The sequence below is a fragment of the Microcystis wesenbergii NRERC-220 genome (genome assembly GCF_032027425.1).
Classification (GTDB): Bacteria; Cyanobacteriota; Cyanobacteriia; order Cyanobacteriales; family Microcystaceae; genus Microcystis; species Microcystis wesenbergii_A.
Genome location: NZ_JAVSJA010000001.1, coordinates 2,736,580 through 2,754,264 on the forward strand (window position 1 = coordinate 2,736,580; position 17,685 = coordinate 2,754,264).

The window sequence follows — 17,685 nt, forward strand, 5'->3', positions numbered from 1 at the left end:
GACCCTAATCACGATTCTAATCCCTATTTTCTGAGGAACTATCCCTATGAACTCTAGATATATTTCCCACCGTCTCGCTTGCGTCGGCCTCCTCGCCACTGTCCTCCTCGGTGGTATCGCCCCCGGTTTCAGCCAATCGACCACCCCGAATGGCGTCACCTTCTTCTGTAAAGAGGTGTTTGATCGCGCATCGGGAGAGAAAATCCCCGCCACCCTCGCTTGGATTCCCGAAAGGAACGGCAATGTGCGGATTATCGGCTGGAAATCGGAATATTTCTCCAAACGTTCCCCGGTTCGTTGCCAGGAAGTCACGCAAAATTTCCAGAAAGCCTATGACCAAGGGCGTTTTAACTACCTTACCACCGGCCGGGCGAAAGGATACCCGATCATCTGCAGCGTTTCACGATCCGGCGATCCCTGCGACGGCAATAGCCAACTTTTTACCCTCAAACCCCACGATAACCCCGATCTGGTCTTGCAACAACTCATGGACATCCTAGAGGGGAAAAGCTCGGATATGCTCCTCCAGAGTTCCGGAGATAAAACCTATATCTCGATGACGGAGTTTTTCGCCAAAGCACCACTCGCCGATCGCGACGCGCCCTGTGGTACGAGATCGGCTGGCCCGCAAAATAATTGCGTTCCCACCCGCTAGAATTTTCGCTGTTTTACCCCGAATTTCCCCATAATAACCATGTTGAAACCCTTTCCCCTACTCCTAAGCCTCCTACTTCTGCCCGTCGTACCGGTTAAAGCGATATCCCCTTTCTCTGCTCCGGCGATCGTGGCGGAAGACAGCCCAAACGCGCAGATCGAGCGATCGATCCGTCAAGTCACTGTTAAGATTACTAGCGAGATAAATCGGGGATCGGGAATCATTATCGGGAAAAAAGGCAGTATATACCTCGTTTTGACCAACGCTCACGTTACCCGCGGCGCGACCACCCTACAGATCCAAACCCACGACGGCCAAACCCGCACAGCCTCGATCGCGCCGAATTCCCTTTTGGAAGATAAGGATCTGGCCCTACTGGAGTTTAGCGATACCAGGGATTATGCGATCGCTAAAATTAGCGCCATTCCCCTGGAAGCGGGACTAGATATCACCGTAACTGGTTATTCCGCAGAAACGGGGCAGTACACCACCGATAACGGGAAAATTGAACAGACGAGCGATCGACCCCTCCGGGAGGGCTACAGCGTCGGTTATAGTGGCGAGATCGTGCAGGGAATGAGTGGCGGTGGTATCTTTTTCGACGATGAGTTAATCGGTATTAACGGGCGATCGGCCTATCCGATTCTCTCTAACTACATCTACGAAGACGGTACAAAACCCACAGACGCAGAAATCCAACAGATGAGAGCGGTTAATTGGGGCATTTCCATCAATACCCTATTAACCTACATCCGTCCCGAAATCCTCAGCGCCTATAACCTACCTCTACCGCAGGTGAACCCCGATATAGAAACCACCGCCCCTACTGACTATATCGCCGAATTAGAAACAAAAGCCAAGGGTTTCACCGTGCGGATTGATAGTAGCAGTAAAGCCAATGGAAGTGGCGTAATTATCGCTAAAGAAGGGAATATTTACACAGTTTTAACCGCCGCTCACGTCCTCTGCGAAAAAATCGCCGAGGAGAAAACCTGTGTCAATTTCACCTACACCTTCGTCACCAGGGACGGCAAAACTCGAAACATCGAGAAAAGCACCATCATCCGGCAGGAAGGGGTAGATTTAGCAGTTTTTCAGTTTGAAAGCCGAGACAATTATCCCGTTGCGGAAATAGCGAATTATAACCCAAATACCAGAGATTATGTTTTTGCGGCAGGATTTCCGAAAATTGGCAACAATCCCTCGAAATGGTTGTTTAGTGGCGGTACAATTAACGATAAAGAAGGGGGATTAATACAAACCCGCCAAAGTGACTTAAGCACTCAACAAAGTGGAACATTACAAAGTGTTGCTTCTTTAACCGGAGGCTATGAATTAGTTTATACCAGCATCACATTTGGGGGCATGAGTGGCGGTGCAGTCTTAGACTCCCAGGGGAGAGTAATAGGGATTCATGGACGTTCAGAAGGAGCAGGGGTAGGGAAAATTCAGTTAGGGTTTAGTTTAGGGATTCCCATTAGCACTTTTATCGGATTGCAAGAAAGATTGAAGGTAAAACCGCAATTATTAACCACTACTCAACCCCAAGTTAGTCAGCAACAAAAACAAGAAATTATTAAAGCGATTGATAGTATTATTGTTCCTAATACGAATGCAACAGCGGATATTTGGATAGAAAGGGGGGGACAATTACATCGGTTAGGAAGGTATGAGGAAGCAATTAAAGCCTTTGATGAGGCGATTAAGCAAAATGACCCCGATAATGTCTATTTAGCTTGGTATGGGAAGGGATTTGCGTTAGGTAATTTAGGTCAATATCAACCAGCTATAGAAGCTTTGCAACAAGCGATTAATACCTTACCTAAAGGGGAAGATTTAAAGAACTTTCACAGTAGTATTTTACAACTGCAAAGTGTAGTTTATCGCTCTTTAGAAAATTATGAGCAAGCCTTAACGGTGATTAATCAGGCGATTTCTCTGTTTCCCAATAACCCCAATTACTATAACGAGAAATATGTAGTATTAAGTGAATTAAAACGCTATGATGAGGGATTAGCGGCGATTACTCAGGCAATTCATCTCGCTCCCCGTGCTGCTTGGTATGGCAATCGGGGGGTTCTTTACTCTGACTTGCAGAAATACGAATTAGCTCTCTCTGACTACAACAAAGCTATTGACATTAATCCTAATTATGCTATGGCTTACTACAATCGGGGGATTCTTTACTATAACCAGCAGAAATACGAATTAGCCCTCTCTGACTACAACAAAGCTATTGACATTAATCCTAATGATGCTTTGGCTTACAACAATCGGGGGGTTCTTTACTCTGACTTGCAGAAATACGAATTAGCCCTCTCTGACTACAGCAAAGCCATTGACATTAATCCTAATGATGCTAAGGCTTACTACAATCGGGGGAATCTTTACAAAAACTTGCAGAAATACGATTTAGCCCTCTCTGACTACAGCAAAGCCATTGAAATTAATCCTAAGTTTGCTATGGCTTACAACAATCGGGGGGTTCTTTACTCTGACTTGCAGAAATACGAATTAGCCCTCTCTGACTTCAGCAAAGCCATTGAAATTAATCGTAATTTTGCTATGGCTTACAACAATCGGGGGGTTCTTTACTCTGACTTGCAGAAATACGAATTAGCTCTCTCTGACTACAACAAAGCCATTGACATTAATCCTAATGATGCTGACGCTTACAACAATCGGGGGTTTCTTTACTATAACCAGCAGAAATACGAATTAGCCCTCTCTGACTACAACAAAGCTATTGACATTAATCCTAATTATGCTAATGCTTACAACAATCGGGGGGTTCTTTACAAAAACTTGCAGAAATACGAATTAGCTCTCTCTGACTACAACAAAGCCATTGACATTAATCCTAATTATGCTAATGCTTACAACAATCGGGGGCTTCTTTACCATAACCAGCAGAAATACGAATTAGCATTAGATGATTACAACAAAGCCATTGAAATTAATCCTAAGTTTGCTATGGCTTACAACAATCGGGGGGTTCTTTACTCTGACTTGCAGAAATACGAATTAGCCCTCTCTGACTTCAGCAAAGCCATTGAAATTAATCGTAATTTTGCTATGGCTTACAACAATCGGGGGGTTCTTTACTCTGACTTGCAGAAATACGAATTAGCTCTCTCTGACTACAACAAAGCCATTGACATTAATCCTAATGATGCTGATGCTTACGTCAATCGGGGGAATCTTTACTCTGACTTGCAGAAATACGATTTAGCCCTCTCTGACTACAACAAAGCTATTGACATTAATCCTAATTATGCTGATGCTTACTACAATCGGGGGAATCTTTACTATAACCAGCAGAAATACGAATTAGCCCTCTCTGACTACAACAAAGCCATTGACATTAATCCTAATTATGCTAATGCTTACAACAATCGGGGGAATCTTTACTATAACCAGCAGAAATACGAATTAGCCCTCTCTGACTACAACAAAGCCATTGACATTAATCCTAATGATGCTGATGCTTACGTCAATCGGGGGAATCTTTACTATAACCAGCAGAAATACGATTTAGCCCTCTCTGACTACAACAAAGCCATTGACATTAATCCTAATGATGCTGATGCTTACTACAATCGGGGGAATCTTTACTATAACCAGCAGAAATACGAATTAGCCCTCTCTGACTACAACAAAGCCATTGACATTAATCCTAATTATGCTAATGCTTACAACAATCGGGGGAATCTTTACTATAACCAGCAGAAATACGATTTAGCCCTCTCTGACTACAACAAAGCCATTGACATTAATCCTAATGATGCTAATGCTTACAACAATCGGGGGAATCTTTACTATAACCAGCAGAAATACGATTTAGCCCTCTCTGACTACAACAAAGCCATTGACATTAATCCTAATGATGCTGATGCTTACGTCAATCGGGGGAATCTTTACTCTGACTTGCAGAAATACGATTTAGCCCTCTCTGACTACAACAAAGCTATTGACATTAATCCTAATTATGCTGATGCTTACTACAATCGGGGGGTTCTTTACTCTGACTTGCAGAAATACGAATTAGCCCTCTCTGACTACAACAAAGCCATTGACATTAATCCTAATTATGCTGATGCTTACTACAATCGGGGGGTTCTTTACTCTGACTTGCAGAAATACGAATTAGCCCTCTCTGACTACAACAAAGCCATTGACATTAATCCTAATTATGCTGATGCTTACTACAATCGGGGGATTCTTTACTCTGACTTGCAGAAATACGATTTAGCCCTCTCTGACTACAACAAAGCTATTGACATTAATCCTAATTATGCTGATGCTTACTACAATCGGGGGATTCTTTACTCTGACTTGCAGAAATACGAATTAGCCCTCTCTGACTACAACAAAGCTATTGACATTAATCCTAATTATGCTAATGCTTACAACAATCGGGGGAATCTTTACTCTGACTTGCAGAAATACGAATTAGCCCTCTCTGACTACAACAAAGCTATTGACATTAATCCTAATTATGCTGATGCTTACTACAATCGGGGGATTCTTTACTCTGACTTGCAGAAATACGAATTAGCCCTCTCTGACTACAACAAAGCTATTGACATTAATCCTAATTATGCTAATGCTTACAACAATCGGGGGAATCTTTACTCTGACTTGCAGAAATACGAATTAGCCCTCTCTGACTACAACAAAGCTATTGACATTAATCCTAATTATGCTAATGCTTACAACAATCGGGGGAATCTTTACTCTGACTTGCAGAAATACGAATTAGCCCTCTCTGACTACAACAAAGCTATTGACATTAATCCTAATTATGCTAATGCTTACAACAATCGGGGGAATCTTTACTATAACCAGCAGAAATACGATTTAGCCCTCTCTGACTACAACAAAGCTATTGACATTAATCCTAATTATGCTAATGCTTACAACAATCGGGGGAATCTTTACTATAACCAGCAGAAATACGATTTAGCCCTCTCTGACTACAACAAAGCCATTGACATTAATCCTAATGATGCTGATGCTTACGTCAATCGGGGGGTTGTTTATGCCCTGACAAGAGAGTTTCCAAAAGCCCTTGCTGATGCCGAAAAAGCCTCAGAATTATATCGTCAACAAGGGAATGAAGCAGGTTATCAACAAGCTCAAAAACTAATCAGCATGATTCGCCAAGAAATGAGTAAAAATTAGGACAAAAAAAGATGGAATGGAATATTATCTTTGATGAAGCCTTTCGAGATTGGCTATACGAACAAGAAGAAACTGTACAAGATTCAATCTTGGCTTATATTGGGCTACTTAAACAAAAAGGACCCTTGTTAGGACGACCTTATGTTGACACTCTTCAAGGCAGTCGTTACCCCAACCTTAAAGAATTGCGAGTACAGCATCAAGGACAACCTTGGCGAGTGCTTTTTGCTTTCGATCCTATCCGTCAAGCTATCATGCTAGTAGGAGGGAATAAAACTGGCGATAAAAGATGGTATGAAAAAAACATTCCCATCGCCGAAAAAAGATTTGAAGCCTATTTAAAAACCTTAACGGAGCAAAATCTATGATTACCTTTGATGAAGAAATGGATAAACTGCCCTCTGAAAGAAGGGCAAAAATTGAAGCTAAAACCCAAGAACTTTTACAAGAAATGCAAATCATTGATGAACTTCTTCAACGCCTAAGACTTTCTTCAGGAGAAATCACGGAAAGCGAAAGTGAACAGCCCTGTTTTTCAGCAAAATCAGATGATTTAAAACAACATCTTACCCTAGAAAATTTAACCAGTATGATGAGGGAATTAGGGGGAGAATGGGAACTTACCCTTAAATTTTCTGAGCAACAAGTGATTAAATTAAGTAGTGAGCGCCCGTAGTTTCTAGGTTGGGTTGAGCGAATAAATATGTTAAAGAAAACCTCTCAATTCTCAGGGAAAGGGAAACCCAACACCCAACACCTAAATCTGTCTGATACTAAATCTGGTTATTAAAGACTGATTATTTATTCCCCTTTTTGCATGAGTGCATGAGTAGAAAACGGGTTTCTCGGAGAAACCCGTTTTCTGTGCGTTACTCAACGGATTTTTAAACATCCCCATAAAAAAGGGAAAGTGACTGTTCCTCACCCTAAAAAGGATATTCCCCTTAAAACCCTAATCAGTATCGAAAAACAAGCAGGTATTAAATTACGATAAAGGAGAAATCAATGATTACTTATTTAGCCACCGTTCATAAAGATAACCATAGTGATTATGGGGTACAATTTTATGACTTTCCGGGTTGTATTAGTGCAGGAGAAACCATCGAAGAAGCGAAAAAAATGGCAACTGAAGCCTTAAAAGGTCATATTTCCTTCATGTTGGCAGATGGGGACGAAATTCCCACCCCTAGCACCCTAGAAACCATTTTAACCGACGCGGATCATCAAGATGCGATCGCTTTTCTGCTCATTGAGGTATCAGAAGCTATTTTAAACCATCCAAGGAAAAGCGAAACCCAACACCCAACACCTAAATCTGTCTGATACTAAATCTGGTTATTAAAGACTGATTATTTATTCCCCTTTTTGCATCAGTGCATGAGTAGAAAACGGGTTTCTTCAAGAAAACCGTTTTCTATCAAAAAAAAGGGAGGTTTAAGAACCCCCCTCAATAGTTAATAATTAGATGACAACCAAATTAGTAGCGGCCGGCATTGGGTTTATGAACAATAAAGCTCATGGTTTGACATTGTTTGATGTTGTCAAAAGCGATAACGCGGATGTAGCAATCAGAATACTCGGTGCGGCACTCGCGAACTTCATTAAGAACTTCTTGGGGACCAGAAACAGAGAATAAAGGCAGTTTCCACATCGTCCAATGATAATCCGCGGGTTTGGGATCTTTTTCAAATTCCACAGCAGGAATATAACCCTGATCGATCATGTATTGAATTTGTTTAGCAATTTGTTGATCGGTGAGGGGGGGCAAGTAGGAGAGGGTTTCGTAACGCTTCTCTTTAGGTAAAGTTTTCATGGGTTTCTTGATTCCTTATGGGTTGGGTAGATCATCAACATCGAGATTTAATTCCGATGTCTCTGGTTGACTTATAGCAGTACGGGTGAGACGTTCCAAAAGTTGCCGACGATGTTCGGTATTGTCATTAATAATTCCCGTTTTTACCATCTCTGGCAAGAACTCTAAAACCTGTTCGGCTAAATGTTCTCTTACCGTCATGATCCGCAAAACTAACTCTTTATTCTCAGTCATCAACCCCGCAATATAGGCCTCGCCATCCTGAATGGAATGGCTAGAAGTATAGTGACTCAGCCAAATAGCCAAAGTCGGATTAGTTTCTGACAATTGATCGATAATCGTGCGAACCGCTTGGTAAGTTAGGTAACTTTGTAAGACTTTCGCGGTATCTTGAACAACTTTTTTCGGATACATTTTATACAGTTTTCAGTTATTGGCTAGACAGTTATCAGTGTTGAAATTCTAGCGACTGCTTGCCGATTTTGGGCAAGTCCCCAGCATTATTTTCCACCGATAACTGCTAACAACCTTCTGAAGGGCTGTATTAGAGGGTATCCATAGCCTCGAACTCGAATTTGATTTCTTTCCAGAGTTCGCAAGCGGCAGCCAGTTCAGGACTCCAACGGCAAGCTTCCCGGATAACGTCGTTACCTTCGCGGGCCAAGGAGCGTCCTTCGTTACGAGCTTGGATACAAGCTTCCAGAGCCACACGGTTAGCGGTGGCACCCGGTGCGTTACCCCAGGGGTGGCCGAGGGTTCCACCACCGAACTGTAAGCAGGAATCGTCACCGAAGATTTCCACCAGCGCGGGCATATGCCAAACGTGGATACCACCAGAAGCAACCGGCATTACCCCGGGTAAGGAAGCGTAGTCTTGGGTGAAGAAAATACCACGAGCGCGATCTTCTTCTACATAGTCTTCACGCATCAGGTCAACAAAACCCATCGTGATCCCGCGTTCACCTTCGAGTTTACCGACAACGGTTCCCGAGTGCAGGTGATCACCACCAGAGAGACGTAAGCACTTAGCTAAAACGCGGAAGTGGATACCATGATTTTTCTGACGGTCGATAACCGCGTGCATTGCCCGGTGAATGTGGAGCAGTAACCCTTTGTCGCGGCAGAATTTCGCCAGGGTGGTGTTAGCGGTGAAACCACCGGTGAGGTAGTCGTGCATGATGATGGGGGTTTTGATTTCGGCGGCGAATTCAGCCCGTTGCATCATCTGCTCGCAGGTAGGAGCAGTTACGTTGAGGTAATGTCCTTTAACTTCGTTGGTTTCTGCTTGGGATTTAACGATCGCCTCTTGGACAAAGAGGAAACGATCGCGCCAACGCATGAAGGGTTGAGAGTTAATATTTTCGTCGTCTTTGGTGAAGTCTAAACCACCGCGGAGACATTCATAAACGGCACGACCGTAGTTTTTAGCGGAAAGGCCGAGTTTGGGTTTGATGGTGCAACCGAGTAAGGGGCGACCGTATTTGTTTAATTTGTCCCGTTCAACGGTGATACCGTGGGGAGGACCTTGGAAGGTTTTGATTAAAGCGACGGGGAAACGGATATCTTCTAACCGGAGACCGCGTAGAGCTTTGAAACCGAAAACGTTACCAACGATCGAGGTGAGGATGTTGGTGACGGAACCTTCTTCAAATAGATCTAAAGGATAGGCAACGAAACAGAAGAATTGGTTATCTTCGTTGGGTACGGGTTCGATATCATAACAACGGCCTTTATAGCGATCGAGGTCGGTTAAGTTATCTGTCCAAACGGTGGTCCAGGTACCTGTGGAAGATTCCGCCGCTACCGCCGCACCTGCTTCTTCAGGAGGAACTCCGGGTTGGGGTGTTACCCGGAAGCAAGCTAGTAGATCGGTATCTTTGGGGGTGTAGTCGGGGGTGTAGTAGGTCAGGCGGTAGTCTTTTACGCCGGCCTGGAAACCTTTGGATTTGGCTTGCACCATTGGGATTATTCCTCCATAAACTGCATGATTAGTCGCACCTGTAAAATCTCGCCGTCAACCGACATAGATTTTTCTTAAGCTCCTTTCCCCTGCTGCTAGGAGCGAAGTTAGGGAGCAATTTTCACTAATGTTTTTTTCAACTGATCATCTTAACACGAACTTTATCCTATTCTGATCATTTTTTTCTCTATCTCTAAAATTTTGATTGTTTTTTTTTCTCGGGGCGATTAGTTTCTTTAATCTGTCGTCATCTAACTTTGACAATCTCTACAAAAACACAAAAAAATCAACAAAAATTTACCTGATTGACACGCAGAAACTTCTGCTCATCAGGCTTTGAGCGATTAAAACTACTCTTTAATTGAGGAAGATTATCAATAATTACAACCTCAAAAAATTGTCGGCAATCGCTAAATATTAACTGGATTTCTAAGCAATTATACCCAGTACCTAGAGGACAGTTAGACAGCCGTGAACTCTAGATAAATTAGGTCTAATTACTCAGTAATTATTGTTGAGATTTTTGGCTTGTGAACGATTATTTTCCCCTTCAAGAATTATGGTTATTGTTGCCATTAAAACGATGACGTTCTGGAAATAGCGTGACCAATAACTGATTGATATAGACCTTTCCGACCACAGATGCTTGATTCGGTCGGTTAGTAGTAGATGCTTGTTCTCTGGTTTCCGGAGGACTGGCCTCGGCGGCCATTTCCTCGCTATCCCAAGGACTGGCCACGGTTTCGGCGACCACTTCCTCCGCGGACGGGACTGGGGACACTTGACTGACTACGGGTTCCGGTTGTGGTAGAGGAGGCCTTTCCGGTTCCGATGGGGTTGCTGACACCTCGATGGTAATTTGACGGGAAGTATCTCCGATCAGGGAACCAGACGGCACGAGCGACATCGCTGCCACAGAAGCATTAAAAATCGTTGTGGTTGAGCCAATACAGGCATTCTCACCGATTTCACCCTGACCGACTATTAGAACACCTGTACCTAAAATTGCCCCTGCACCGATAGCAATAACACCCTGATAGGCGGTTAAAATTGTTCCCATACCCAGGCAAGCACCCGCACCGATAATTATTTGGCTATTGGGGGCTGCTCGGAGAATCACCCCCGGAGCCACGATCGCACTCTCATCAATGGTTACATCACCATTGACATAGAATTCCGAGCGGCTAATAGGTTGAACGGGGGGTAAGGACATAATTGACAGTCACTCAGTGATCAGTGATCAGTGATCGGGGGTTAGGGGGTAGGGGTTAGAGTTTCCGGTATTTTTCCCGATCCGCCAACACCTAACACCTATCTCCCTTCACCGATCGCCGAGTCCTGAAATTAAGGGCGTTGAATAATCGATTCGAGAACACGACGTTTCGCTTGGGAGTCAATCCCGATCAGACGAACGTATTCCCCTTGATGGTCGCGCAGACAGGTTTCTAAAGCGGCCACCACATCGGATTCGCGACTGCTATCGATCGGGGTGCAGCTTTGCCAAGAACTGGTTTTAAAACGACGTTTATCCGCGTGTTCGGCCCCGATTTTGTGACCTTGGTTCAATAAAGAGCGAATTTGAGTGATCGTTTCTGCGGTTAAGGTACTGGTTAAAGTGGCAGTACCGCCGCTGGAGGAACCGGAAGCAGAGCTTTTGAAACTCGGTTCAGCAACGGTGGCGGTTTTACCGTTGCCATTACTAGCCACCGAACCATCGGGACGCTGGATCACCGTTTCTAAAACCCGTTTTTTGGCTTTAGCATCGATACCGAGTAAGCGGACGTATTCGCCGCTATGTTCGCGTAAACAATCTTCCAAAGCAGTAATTACATCGGATTCGCGATTGCTTTCGATCGGAGCGCAACTCTGCCAAGAACTGGTTTTAAACCGGCGTTTATCGGCGTGTTCGGTGCCGATTTTGTAGCCTTGGGCGAGCAGGGAACGAATTTGAGCGATCGTTTCCCCACTTAAGCTACCACTGCTGCTATGACTGGCTCCGTTACTAGCGGGGGCGCTGTAGCTGCTGGCTTTGCCGCTGCCGTTACTAGCGGGGGCGCTGCCGGGGCGGTGAATAATCATTTCGACGACCCGTTTTTTCGCTTGCGGGTCGATCCCGATCAGGCGGACATACTCATCGCTATTTTCAGTCACGATCGCTTCAATATCGCGAATGATGCCCGCTTCGCTCTTGGTTTCGATCGCAGGTCCGGTTAACCAAGAACTGGTTTTAAACCGGCGTTTATCCGCGTGTTCGGTGGCGATTTTCAGTCCTTGGGCCAGCAGGGAACGCACTTGTACCGACAGGTCGGAATGGCCGTTACCGTTGCCATGACCGCCGTGGACGGCGGTGGTGGTGCGGGCCGGTTCTCCCGGGGTGTCTTCGGGGCGTTGGATAATCATTTCCAGTATGCGCCGTTTAGCGGCGGGATCGACTCCGATCAGGCGGACGTATTCGCCTTGTAGGTCTCTGAGGGAGGCTTCTAGGGATTGGGATACCTGTTCTTCGCGGCCGCCGTCGATAAAGCCGGCACTTAACCAAGAACTGGTTTTAAAGCGGCGTTTGTCAGCGTATTCGATGCCGATCTTGTAGCCTTGGGAGAGGAGGGAGCGAACCTGCGCTCGAATGTTTGTATTTAAACTCATAGGTGTCACCGAATTTCTATATAGCGTCTCATTAGCGATGTTTATAGCGGCTGCCGGTGGAGGAGTCGCTGGGCTGTGGGCTTTGACCGGGACGCTGGGGGCGAGGTCGATATCGACAATGTGACGGGTGAAGGCTCGATCGATTTCTGTGACATCGGGTAAGCGATCAGCCTGTTGTTGGCTGGTGATCACGGAACCGGATGGCACGAATTTACCGGCGGGGATTTCCACGTCTTGAACGAGGGCGTGCATCATGACGATGCAATCGGCCCCGATGCGGGCATTAAAGACGGTGGAGCGAAAACCGATAAAGCAGCGATCGCCCACATAGGCAGGCCCGTGAATGAGTGCCATGTGGGTGATGCAGCTGCCCCGGCCGATCCACACCGAATATTCTCGGCCGTCATCTCCCACCACACGGCTTTTTTCTAAACCGTGGATGATTGCTCCGTCCTGAATTTTGCTGTCGTCGCCAATGTGAAAGGGGGTTCCTTCATCGGCGCGGATGGAAGTCCCCGGAGCAATCACCACTCGCGCCCCGATCTCGATAGCGCCACTGAGGTTAGAGAAGGTGTGGACTTTGGCACTCTCGTCTATGCGCGTTTCCTCTGGGGATTTGGTCCGCTTTTTCGGACTAGCCGCCGTTGTGCGGACGACCATAGTTAGTCTTCCTCCATACTGAATTTGGCTGGCTGGTTGTTAATTAACTGTGTTTGGGTCCTATCGATGTTTAACCGGATTGACGAAATTCGTCTCTCTTGCTGTAGAGGGTGCGATTTTCTACGGTTATAGTGTCAATAATCCCCACCACCATCGCGTCAAGGGGGCGATTGTTCTGCCCGTCTTCGATCCGAGCTGCTCCTCCCCGGGACACTAGCACCCATTCATTAATCCCCGCTCCGACAATATCACCCGCTACTTCGTATTTAGGCAAAAGTTGCCCTTGAGCGTCGATGAATTGCAAAAGCAGAAGTTTCACTCCCGTCATACTGCGCGGTTTCAGGGTGCTAACGACGGTTCCGCAAACTTTGGCAATTTGCATGGAATTTGTTTACACTAAAAGTTAGTTGCGCTCTAGATTCGTCTTAAAGGTTGCGGGTTAACACTTTCACGAAACTGTTCCACGGCTTCTGTATAACGAATGGGAAGAACGTATTCGAGGTTTTCGTGGGGACGGGCGATGATGTGGGTCGAGAGGACTTGACCACCTTTAACACGATTAGATGCCGCTTCTGTCCCCGCCGATACGGAGGCCTGTACCTCCGAAACGTCTCCTCGGACGATGACGGTGACGCGACCACTACCAATTTTTTCGTAACCTACTAGGGTTACGCGGGCGGCTTTCACCATGGCATCGGCCGCCTCGACGACGGCTGGGAAACCCAAGGTTTCCACCATGCCCACTGCAATTGACATAATATTTTTGTCTCCTAATGGTTGGCTTTCTTCGACTCTATAGATGCTGACCCCGATCAACGGTGTTTAATAGCTGCGGAATTGCTCTACTTCTTCGGTGTAGCGAATGGGCAGCACGTATTCGAGGTTTTCGTGGGGACGGGCGATGATATGGGTAGATAGCACTTGTCCTCCGTTAACCCGGTTGGCGTTTTCCACTCCGGCAGCCACAGAAGCTTGCACTTCTGAAACGTCTCCCCGGACAATGACAGTGACGCGACCACTACCGATCTTTTCGTAACCCACTAGAGTCACCCTGGCGGCCTTGACCATGGCATCGGCCGCTTCCACAACGGCGGGAAATCCTAGGGTTTCAATCATTCCTACTGCAATTGGCATTTTTTTGTTCCTCGCTTGTCAAGCCAAACTAAACTATTAATTTCGTTAGCGTTATCAACTTTGTTTCAGTCAAATTCTTTCCTTGTTACTTTTCCTGCTCTAGCTTTGGTGGCAGTCGGGATCGTGGCAAGGTGGGTAAGACCATCCTGAATTTTATCTCGATCGTGACCGTTTTCATCCACTAATTTTATTTTCTAGGGCTGGTTGGTAAAAATTTGACGAGTCAGGCAAAATTATCAACCTAAAAAAAGCATAGGAAACTATGACACCTTTGACAATATAAAACATTATGATTATTTCTCATCTTCAGGTTAACGAAAGTTAATCATTCCTTCCCTTCGCCCATCAGCCTCAGCAATTCTCAGGAGATTTACAGCTAAAACCCTTGCTAAGAGCGGATTTTCGCTTTAACTTCTCTCTTGGCGGCTTGCTTGTCTTGGCTGGATTTATTGGCAGATAAAAGCCTATTTTTCGCTGATTTCGGCTTTTTTATAATTTTTTTATACTATATACGGCTGGGAGTGGGGAGTGGGGAGCCTTTTTCAGTGATCAGTAAACAGTGAAATGAAAACTCCCATCCGATCACTGGTAAGCTGCCCGCGCATTTAAATTGCTTGTTGAGACGAGGCAAGAGGCACTCTTGCAAGAGGCAACAGTAAAGGGATTGGGGGAGATTCGGCTAATCTTAAGAATAAGCGCTTTAAATGCGTCTTAGCTTAACTGATCACTGCTCACTGATTCTAGCGATCGATCTCGCCTTCGTAGGGTTGAACACCGATCGAGGGATAATTATCGTGGTTAGGGCTGAAAACTTCTAACACTGCATGAGCTAACTTTTGGAAAAAGTCGGGACTCTCGTGCAAGGATTTGAGCGCCGCTTCTAATTCAGGAAGGGAGAAATCGAAGCCTTGCGAGCGAGCTATCTCTAGTAATTGCTTAGGATCTTGGGTTGAGCGCATTTTTTGACCCAATTCTTCGTTTTTAGCGGCTAAGGCGAAGAAGTCGAACACTTGATTTTTAGACATATAAATACTTTTCCTTTGATGATTAAAGGTGTGGCCTCGGCGGCGTGGAGGTTAAACTGCCTAGTTATGGTTTATTTTTATCCTACCAGTCAGGAGATATCCTCAAAGCAAAAGTTTCGTTTTTCTTTGCTTGTATGGCTGAGTATGCTTTATGTCCAATTCTGGGGAGTGGGAAGTGGGGTGTAGGGTGTGGGGTGTGGGGTGTAGGGTGTGGGGTGTGGGGTGTAGGGTGTAGGGTGTGGGGTGTAGGGTGTGGGGTGTGGAGTGTGGGGTGTGGGGTGTAGGGTGTAGGGTGTTTTCTCAGTGAACTGATAACTGATAACTGATAACTGAATCCTGCCGACCGCCGACCGCTTCTTTCAAGTCAGAGAATAAATAGCCTAAAATAGAAACCTGCACTCTTGTTTCTGTAGCCAGCATCATGAATAAATCCCCACGTCGTTACCATATCACCACCTTTGGTTGTCAGATGAATAAAGCTGACTCCGAACGCATGGCGGGTATTTTAGAAGATTTGGGGTTTCAATGGTCCGAGGATGCCAACGAAGCCGATCTAATCCTCTACAATACCTGTACAATTCGCGATAATGCCGAACAGAAGGTGTATTCCTATCTCGGCAGACAGGCTAAACGCAAACAAACTCAACCCGATCTTACTCTAGTGGTCGCTGGCTGCGTGGCCCAACAGGAAGGGGAACAATTGTTAAGACGGGTTCCCGAAGTGGATTTAATTATCGGTCCGCAACACGCAAACCGCTTGGGAGACTTATTACAACAAGTTTTTGACGGTTCCCAGGTGGTGGCCACCGAACCCATCCACATCATGGAAGATATCACCAAACCGCGCCGGGATAGTAATATTACCGCTTGGGTGAACGTCATCTATGGTTGTAATGAACGTTGTACCTATTGTGTGGTTCCGGGGGTGCGCGGGGTGGAACAATCGCGCACTCCTGCGGCAATTCGAGCAGAAATGGAACAATTAGGACAACAGGGTTATCAAGAAATCACCCTTTTAGGTCAAAATATTGATGCCTACGGACGGGATTTACCCGGAGTGACGGCAAGCGGCCGACATCTGCACAATTTCACCGATTTACTCTACTACATTCACGATGTGGCTGGCATTGAACGTCTCCGTTTTGCCACCAGTCACCCCCGCTATTTTACCGAACGTTTGATTAAAGCTTGTCAGGAATTACCTAAAGTTTGTGAACATTTTCATATCCCTTTTCAATCGGGGGATAATGATGTTCTCAAGGCGATGAAACGGGGCTATACTCAGGAAAAATACCGACAAATTATCGCTAATATTCGCGATTTAATGCCGGATGCTGCTATTAGTGCCGATGCGATTGTCGGATTCCCCGGAGAAACAGAGGCACAGTTCGAGAATACTTTAAAATTAGTCGATGAGATTGGTTTTGATCAATTAAATACGGCGGCCTATTCTCCCCGTCCCGGGACTCCGGCCGCTATTTGGGATAATCAATTAAGTGAGCAGGTAAAAAGCGATCGCCTACAAAGATTAAATCATTTAGTGGCCACCAAAGCTGCTGAACGTTCCCAAAGATATTTAGGCAGAATTGAGGAAATTTTAGTGGAAGAAGTGAACCCTAAAGATGCTAGTCAAGTTATGGGAAGAACTAGAGGCAATCGCTTAACTTTCTTGACGGGAAATATTGAGGAATTGCGCGGCAAATTGGTTAAGGTTAAAATTACCGAAGTCCGTCCCTTTAGTTTGACGGGAGTGATATTTTAAGTAGTGGTGCAAAATTAATTTCTTGGTTAGGAGAGGCAAAAGGCACTCATGCAAAAGGCAAGAGGTAGTTAAATATGTGTAATTAATTTTGCTTAGGTACTTAATAGTTAACAGTGACCCCTCAGCAGTGAAAAAAGGCAATAGCTATCGGGAATAATTTACCAAGTAGGTAGCTGTTAAAAATTGTCAGATACCCCCCTTATTAAGGGGGGCAGGGGGGATCAAAGGCAAAATCTATCTTCAATTTAATTATAACTAATTACTTATTTTATGGATATTATCGCTATTTTGCAGCAAGATTATCAAAGATTTCCCCTCGATCAAACCTATGATATTTATGCTGATAACGTTTATTTTAAAGACCCTCTCAATCAATTTCGGGGGATTAAACGCTATCGGGAAATGATTGGTTTTATGAGTCAATGGTTCCAAGCTATCAAGATGGATGTCCATGCAATTGAACAGCAGGGAAATATTATTAATACCCGTTGGACATTGCACTGGACAACTCCTTTACCTTGGCAGCCTCGCATCGCTATTTCTGGACGCAGTGAATTAACTCTCGATGACAATAATCTGATTATTTCTCATATCGATTATTGGGATTGTTCGCGCTGGGATGTGCTGCGTCAGCATTTACCTTTTCCCAGTTCTTAACTAGGGTCTGCTGAAAAAGTTTTTCGTGGGGACAGGGTGTGGGGTGTGGGGTGTAGGGTGTGGGGTGTGGGGAGAATAAATAAAATAATCTCCTATCTCCTGACTCCTGAATACTGACTCCTGACTCCTGACTCCTGACTCCTCAAAACCTAAGACTCTGTACCTCACAACTATGGAAATTGCTATAGATTT

At 45.2% G+C, this 17,685-nt stretch carries 17 protein-coding genes; 8 read left to right on the forward strand and 9 right to left on the reverse strand.

The annotated features are described in order from the left end of the window. Positions 1–46 precede the first annotated feature (46 nt). The 6 genes from RAM70_RS13580 (at position 47) to RAM70_RS13605 (ending at position 7,162) form a co-directional block, all read left to right on the forward strand. A complete protein-coding gene (locus RAM70_RS13580; protein WP_312674194.1) occupies positions 47–655 on the forward strand; it encodes a COP23 domain-containing protein in 609 nt (202 codons plus the stop codon). A gap of 39 nt (positions 656–694) precedes the next feature. After that, entirely contained in the window at positions 695–5,839 is a 5,145-nt protein-coding gene (locus tag RAM70_RS13585; RefSeq protein ID WP_312674196.1) for a tetratricopeptide repeat protein, read from the forward strand. 11 nt (positions 5,840–5,850) lie between these two features. Beyond that, positions 5,851–6,207 carry a type II toxin-antitoxin system RelE/ParE family toxin gene (locus RAM70_RS13590; RefSeq protein WP_002735616.1) on the forward strand — a complete coding sequence of 119 codons (357 nt, stop codon included), beginning with the start codon at positions 5,851–5,853 and terminating at the stop codon, positions 6,205–6,207. Beyond that, entirely contained in the window at positions 6,204–6,515 is a 312-nt protein-coding gene (locus RAM70_RS13595; RefSeq protein WP_312674200.1) for a transcriptional regulator, read from the forward strand. The genes RAM70_RS13590 and RAM70_RS13595 overlap by 4 nt, the downstream gene beginning before the upstream one ends. 204 nt (positions 6,516–6,719) lie before the next feature. Continuing rightward, positions 6,720–6,833, forward strand: a complete 114-nt coding sequence (locus tag RAM70_RS13600; RefSeq protein WP_312675916.1) for a type II toxin-antitoxin system HicA family toxin — start codon at positions 6,720–6,722, stop codon at positions 6,831–6,833. An 11-nt stretch (positions 6,834–6,844) separates the two neighbouring features. Further along, a complete protein-coding gene (locus RAM70_RS13605) occupies positions 6,845–7,162 on the forward strand; it encodes a type II toxin-antitoxin system HicB family antitoxin (protein WP_312674202.1) in 318 nt (105 codons plus the stop codon). Between the two features lie 154 nt (positions 7,163–7,316). On the opposite strand, the gene RAM70_RS13610 is transcribed toward RAM70_RS13605, so the two are convergent. From RAM70_RS13610 to RAM70_RS13650, 9 genes are all read right to left on the reverse strand, one after another. Further along, the gene (locus RAM70_RS13610; protein ID WP_002741682.1) at positions 7,317–7,652 is read right to left on the reverse strand and encodes a ribulose bisphosphate carboxylase small subunit; all 336 of its coding nucleotides are present in this window, start codon (positions 7,650–7,652) and stop codon (positions 7,317–7,319) included. Between the two features lie 15 nt (positions 7,653–7,667). Next, positions 7,668–8,066: a RuBisCO chaperone RbcX gene (gene rcbX, locus RAM70_RS13615; RefSeq protein WP_002732424.1), complete on the reverse strand. Its 399-nt coding sequence runs from the start codon at positions 8,064–8,066 to the stop codon at positions 7,668–7,670. Positions 8,067–8,196: 130 nt separating this feature from the next. After that, positions 8,197–9,612: a form I ribulose bisphosphate carboxylase large subunit gene (locus RAM70_RS13620; protein ID WP_002753365.1), complete on the reverse strand. Its 1,416-nt coding sequence runs from the start codon at positions 9,610–9,612 to the stop codon at positions 8,197–8,199. A 550-nt stretch (positions 9,613–10,162) separates the two neighbouring features. Next, positions 10,163–10,825: a beta-carboxysome scaffolding protein CcmN gene (ccmN, locus tag RAM70_RS13625; RefSeq protein ID WP_045356457.1), complete on the reverse strand. Its 663-nt coding sequence runs from the start codon at positions 10,823–10,825 to the stop codon at positions 10,163–10,165. 131 nt (positions 10,826–10,956) lie between these two features. After that, on the reverse strand, positions 10,957–12,915 hold the full coding sequence (locus RAM70_RS13630) for a RuBisCO small subunit-like domain-containing protein (protein WP_287999761.1): 1,959 nt from the start codon (positions 12,913–12,915) through the stop codon (positions 10,957–10,959). A gap of 70 nt (positions 12,916–12,985) precedes the next feature. Further along, a complete protein-coding gene (gene ccmL / locus RAM70_RS13635; protein ID WP_002741688.1) occupies positions 12,986–13,297 on the reverse strand; it encodes a beta-carboxysome shell vertex protein CcmL in 312 nt (103 codons plus the stop codon). A 32-nt stretch (positions 13,298–13,329) separates the two neighbouring features. Then, entirely contained in the window at positions 13,330–13,671 is a 342-nt protein-coding gene (locus RAM70_RS13640) for a carbon dioxide-concentrating mechanism protein CcmK (protein WP_002733426.1), read from the reverse strand. Positions 13,672–13,737: 66 nt separating this feature from the next. Continuing rightward, positions 13,738–14,049, reverse strand: a complete 312-nt coding sequence (locus RAM70_RS13645) for a carbon dioxide-concentrating mechanism protein CcmK (RefSeq protein ID WP_002734613.1) — start codon at positions 14,047–14,049, stop codon at positions 13,738–13,740. A 740-nt stretch (positions 14,050–14,789) separates the two neighbouring features. Next, positions 14,790–15,074, reverse strand: a complete 285-nt coding sequence (locus tag RAM70_RS13650) for a Nif11-like leader peptide family natural product precursor (RefSeq protein ID WP_045356463.1) — start codon at positions 15,072–15,074, stop codon at positions 14,790–14,792. 421 nt (positions 15,075–15,495) lie between these two features. On the opposite strand from RAM70_RS13650, the gene miaB reads away from it, so the two are divergent. Together miaB and RAM70_RS13660 are read left to right on the forward strand one after the other, a co-directional pair. Then, on the forward strand, positions 15,496–16,836 hold the full coding sequence (gene miaB / locus RAM70_RS13655; RefSeq protein WP_312674208.1) for a tRNA (N6-isopentenyl adenosine(37)-C2)-methylthiotransferase MiaB: 1,341 nt from the start codon (positions 15,496–15,498) through the stop codon (positions 16,834–16,836). A 270-nt stretch (positions 16,837–17,106) separates the two neighbouring features. After that, complete coding sequence (locus RAM70_RS13660; protein WP_312674210.1) at positions 17,107–17,493, forward strand: C6orf136 family protein; 387 nt, start codon at positions 17,107–17,109, stop codon at positions 17,491–17,493. The last annotated feature ends 192 nt before the right edge of the window (positions 17,494–17,685 follow it).

Coding starts and splice junctions, on each gene's coding strand:
- RAM70_RS13580 (WP_312674194.1), top strand. CDS start 47: ATGAACTCTAGATATATTTCCCACCGTCTCGCTTGCGTCGGCCTCCTC.
- RAM70_RS13585 (WP_312674196.1), top strand. CDS start 695: ATGTTGAAACCCTTTCCCCTACTCCTAAGCCTCCTACTTCTGCCCGTC.
- RAM70_RS13590 (WP_002735616.1), top strand. CDS start 5,851: ATGGAATGGAATATTATCTTTGATGAAGCCTTTCGAGATTGGCTATAC.
- RAM70_RS13595 (WP_312674200.1), top strand. CDS start 6,204: ATGATTACCTTTGATGAAGAAATGGATAAACTGCCCTCTGAAAGAAGG.
- RAM70_RS13605 (WP_312674202.1), top strand. CDS start 6,845: ATGATTACTTATTTAGCCACCGTTCATAAAGATAACCATAGTGATTAT.
- RAM70_RS13610 (WP_002741682.1), bottom strand. CDS start 7,652: ATGAAAACTTTACCTAAAGAGAAGCGTTACGAAACCCTCTCCTACTTG.
- rcbX (WP_002732424.1), bottom strand. CDS start 8,066: ATGTATCCGAAAAAAGTTGTTCAAGATACCGCGAAAGTCTTACAAAGT.
- RAM70_RS13620 (WP_002753365.1), bottom strand. CDS start 9,612: ATGGTGCAAGCCAAATCCAAAGGTTTCCAGGCCGGCGTAAAAGACTAC.
- ccmN (WP_045356457.1), bottom strand. CDS start 10,825: ATGTCCTTACCCCCCGTTCAACCTATTAGCCGCTCGGAATTCTATGTC.
- RAM70_RS13630 (WP_287999761.1), bottom strand. CDS start 12,915: ATGGTCGTCCGCACAACGGCGGCTAGTCCGAAAAAGCGGACCAAATCC.
- ccmL (WP_002741688.1), bottom strand. CDS start 13,297: ATGCAAATTGCCAAAGTTTGCGGAACCGTCGTTAGCACCCTGAAACCG.
- RAM70_RS13640 (WP_002733426.1), bottom strand. CDS start 13,671: ATGTCAATTGCAGTGGGCATGGTGGAAACCTTGGGTTTCCCAGCCGTC.
- RAM70_RS13645 (WP_002734613.1), bottom strand. CDS start 14,049: ATGCCAATTGCAGTAGGAATGATTGAAACCCTAGGATTTCCCGCCGTT.
- RAM70_RS13650 (WP_045356463.1), bottom strand. CDS start 15,074: ATGTCTAAAAATCAAGTGTTCGACTTCTTCGCCTTAGCCGCTAAAAAC.
- miaB (WP_312674208.1), top strand. CDS start 15,496: ATGAATAAATCCCCACGTCGTTACCATATCACCACCTTTGGTTGTCAG.
- RAM70_RS13660 (WP_312674210.1), top strand. CDS start 17,107: ATGGATATTATCGCTATTTTGCAGCAAGATTATCAAAGATTTCCCCTC.